The sequence below is a fragment of the Frankia sp. CcWB2 genome (assembly GCF_977927585.1).
On record NZ_CDWRCM010000136.1, the window covers coordinates 8,999 to 12,629 of the forward strand.

Here is a 3,631-nt window from a genome sequence, read left to right on the forward strand (position 1 = left end):
CCCGAGTTCGAGGGCCCGGCGCACGATGCGCCCGGCCTCGGTGTCGGCGTAGCTCGCCCCGTACCCCCACTCCCTGGACCCGAACTGCCAGGTTCCGAGGCCGATCTTGGATATCTTCTTACTGCTGGCTGTCGTGATGCCCTCGACGTAGCGCATCTGTCCAGTGAACGCCCGACCGTGCCGGGGCGCGAGAGGAGCGTCACCGGTAGCCGCTCCGATGCCGGTGTCGTCGGGGGATCGTCTTGCCCGGGGATCGTCTTGTCCGCGAATCGTCTTGTCTGGGGATCGACAGCGTTCCCGGCGCCGACGTGTTCGGCTGTACCCTCCGGCAGCTGCTAGTTTGCCGGCAGTCCGGTTCGTGCGGATGCGGGCGGGTGCCGGCTGGCCGGTTGGGCACGGTAATGCCGGTAGGTAATGGTTGTGCCGGTCCGTCACGGAACGCCAGGTGGAGGGAGCGTGTTGGTCACCCAGTTCAGTCGAGGGCAGAAGGCGCAGCTGTCGACGATCACCCCGGGCACCGACCTGTACGTCGGGATCCAGATCAATGCGCCGGGGGAGTGGGACATCTCCTGCTTCGGCCTGGACGGCGCCGATCGCCTCACCGACGACCGCTACTTCGTCTTCTTCAATCAGCCGGCGTCGCCGGAGAAGTCCATCCAGCTCCTCGGGCCGCAGGCCGGCGACAGTCAGGCGTTCCGGGTCACCCTTGACCAGATGCCCGCCTCGATCGGCCGGCTGTCGTTCTGCGCCGCCCTCGACGGTGCCGGTAGCGCCTCGGCGATCTCGTCGGGGTACCTGCGGATCGTCGTCGCGGGAACCGAGGTGCTGCGCTACTCCTTCACCGGCGCCGACTTCACCAGCGAGCGCGCCGTGATGATCGCCGACATCTACCGCAAGGGCGTGTGGCGGATCGCCGCCGTGGGCCAGGGGTTCCAGGGGGGACTGGCCGAGCTCATCCGCTCTTACGGCGGTGAGGTCGCCGACGAGGCGCCGCCGCCGGCCCCCGCCCCCGGGTTCGGCGCCCCGCCCGCTGCACCGCCGCCGCCCATGGGCTTCGCGGGTGGGATGCCCGCCACCGGCATGCCGGGTGGGATGCCGCCGACCGGCGCATTTGGCGGACCCGAGATCCTGCCGTCGCAGGCCCGACCTACCCCGCCCGGGGCGATGAACAGCCTGGATCCCTACCGGGAGGTGCCGACCGCCGGTCGGTGGACCCAGCAGAACGGCAAGCTGGTCAAGGTCACCCTCGGTCCGGATGCGTTGGCGCTGCGCGGGTCGATGGTCGCCTACCAGGGCAGCGTCGAGTTCGACTACAAGAGCGGCGGGCTGCGCGGTCTCATCGAGGGCAAGCTGACCGGCCAGAGCCTCAAGCTGATGACCTGCAAGGGCTCGGGTGAGGTCTTCCTCGCCCAGGACGCCGCGGACCTGCATATCGTCGAGCTCGGCAGCTCCTCCCTCTGCATCAACGCGAAGAACCTGCTGGCAATGGACGCCACCGTGCGCACCGAGGTGCGTCGGATCGAGAGCCCCGGCATCCCCGGCGGGGGGTTCTTCCACTTCGAGGTCTCCGGGCCGGGTTCGGTGGTCGTCATGACCAAGGGGTCCCCGATGACTCTCAACGTGCAGGGCCCGACCTTCGCGGACATGAACGCCCTCGTCGCCTGGACCACCGGCATGCGGGTCAGTGTGTCGACTCAGGTCCGGATCTCCCGGCAGATCTACGCTGGCAGTAGCGGCGAGGCACTGGCCCTGCAGTTCATGGGGTTCGCGGGGCACTTCATCGTCGTCCAGCCGTACGAGGTCTGAGGCGTGTCGACCATCCGGGGAGTGTGCCCGGCGGGAGGACCGCCGGGGGAGAGGAGCGGGCCGTGCAGGGCAGCCTGATCCAGCATTACGGACCAACTCCGATCATGGAGCGGATGAGCAGGCACGGCTCGAAGATCGCCAAGGTGGTCATGAACCCGGGTCAGGATCTCTTTGCCCGGGTCGGGTCGATGATTGCCTACGAGGGGCTGATCGACTTCAACCCGCAGCCGCCGCAGCTCGGCCGGATCGCCTCCTCCTGGGCGACGGGTGAGGGCGTTCCGCTCATGACGGCGACCGGCCAGGGGCTGCTGTACCTCGCGGACTATGGCAAGGAGGTCATCGTCGCGCAGCTTGCCGGCGAGGGACTCTCGGTCAACGGCAAGAACATCCTGGCCTTCGACGCCGGGCTGCAGTGGAGCATCGAGCGGGTCCGCGGCATCACCATGCTGTCCGGGATGGGGATGTTCAACGTGGTGCTGCGTGGGCACGGTTGGGTGGCGCTGACCGCCAAGGGCAGTCCGATCGTGCTCGACACCCGGGAAGCGTCGACCTACGTCGACACCGACGCCCTCGTCGCCTACACCGATGGGCTGCGCGTCGAGCCCCGGCGCACCGCCCGGCTTGGCGGGCTCATCGGGCGCGGATCCGGGGAGGCGTTCCAGCTCGGCTTTTCCGGCCAGGGGTTCGTCGTCGTGCAACCGAGCGAGGACGAGCGGCCGACCTTCTCGGTGCGGGGCTGAGGCCGCGATGGCACGGTGGGGGCGGGCGGCCGGGTACCGGCGCCGGACGGCGGAGCGCACCGCGGAGAGGACGGGGACGGTGACATGACGCAGGGCGGGATGTACGGCGGCCACCCGAGTGGTCCGCAGGGCAACTATCCCGGCGGTGGTCCGGGCTATCCGCCGGGCCAGGGGACACCCCCCGGTGGCTCCGGTGGTCCCGGTGGGCCGGCCGGCGGCCTCCGCAGCAGTCTCCTGGACAATCCCGAGCGTCCCTCGGACGAGCCGTTCTCCCTACAGAACGGCAAGATGCTCAAGGCGACGCTTGGCGCCCGCGGGATGCGGGAGTTCTACGCCCGCAAAGGCGCGATGGTCGCCTACCAGGGTGCCGCGAACTTCGACGCGCACTGGGAGGGCTGGGGCTCGCGTTTCCGCAGCTTCTTCAGCGGCGGCGAGGGCCTGAACCTCATGCAGGTCTCCGGATCGGGTTCGGTCTTCCTCGCCAACCAGGCGCAGGACATCCACATCCTCGACCTGGTCGGTGACGGGCTCACCGTCGACGGCAAGAACGTGCTCGCCTTCAACGTCGACCTGACCTGGGACCTGGTGCGGGTGGACAGCCAGGTCGGCATCGCCGGTGTCGGGAGTTACCAGGTCGAGCTGCGCGGCAACGGCCGGGTCGCCGTCTGCACGTCCGGGGCGCCGCTGGTCATGCACGTAACGCATCAGAACTACTACTTCGCGGACGCCGACGCGGTCGTCGGCTGGTCGTCGAGCCTGCAGGTCTCGATGCAGGCGGCGGTGACGTCCTCGGCCGTGTGGCGACCCCGGGGGAACATCGGGGAGAGCTGGCAGATGCAGTTCACCGGCGAGGGCTTCGTCATCGTGCAGCCCTGCGAGCTACTTCCGCCGTACAACGCGATCGCGGGTGCCGGTCCCGCCGGACAGTTCGGCCTCGGTCAGGGCGGGTTCCAGGGCAACCAGCTCGGCGGTCACGGTGGTCACGGTGGTCACGGCCCAAGCGGCGGTGGCGGCCTAGGCGGTCTGTTCGGTAACCGCTGAGGCGACACCGCCTGCGACGGACGGGCGGCGCGCGGGCTCATCTC

The 3,631-nt window shown here is 69.4% G+C and carries 3 protein-coding genes; all 3 read left to right on the top strand.

Annotated features, from left to right (window positions below; all coding sequences use genetic code 11):
- Positions 1 to 459 precede the first annotated feature (459 nt).
- The 3 genes from ACY45C_RS14680 (at position 460) to ACY45C_RS14690 (ending at position 3,587) form a co-directional block, all read left to right on the top strand.
- Positions 460 to 1,806: a TerD family protein gene (locus tag ACY45C_RS14680; RefSeq protein ID WP_462188166.1), complete on the top strand. Its 1,347-nt coding sequence runs from the start codon at positions 460 to 462 to the stop codon at positions 1,804 to 1,806.
- 62 nt (positions 1,807 to 1,868) lie between these two features.
- A complete protein-coding gene (locus ACY45C_RS14685; RefSeq protein ID WP_462188165.1) occupies positions 1,869 to 2,546 on the top strand; it encodes an AIM24 family protein in 678 nt (225 codons plus the stop codon).
- A gap of 84 nt (positions 2,547 to 2,630) precedes the next feature.
- Positions 2,631 to 3,587, top strand: coding sequence for an AIM24 family protein (locus ACY45C_RS14690; protein WP_462188167.1), 957 nt, complete (start codon positions 2,631 to 2,633; stop codon positions 3,585 to 3,587).
- The last annotated feature ends 44 nt before the right edge of the window (positions 3,588 to 3,631 follow it).

Bases quoted from the DNA above. Each gene is read 5' to 3' on its own strand.
- ACY45C_RS14690 (WP_462188167.1), top strand. From the start codon at position 2,631: ATGACGCAGGGCGGGATGTACGGCGGCCACCCGAGTGGTCCGCAGGGC.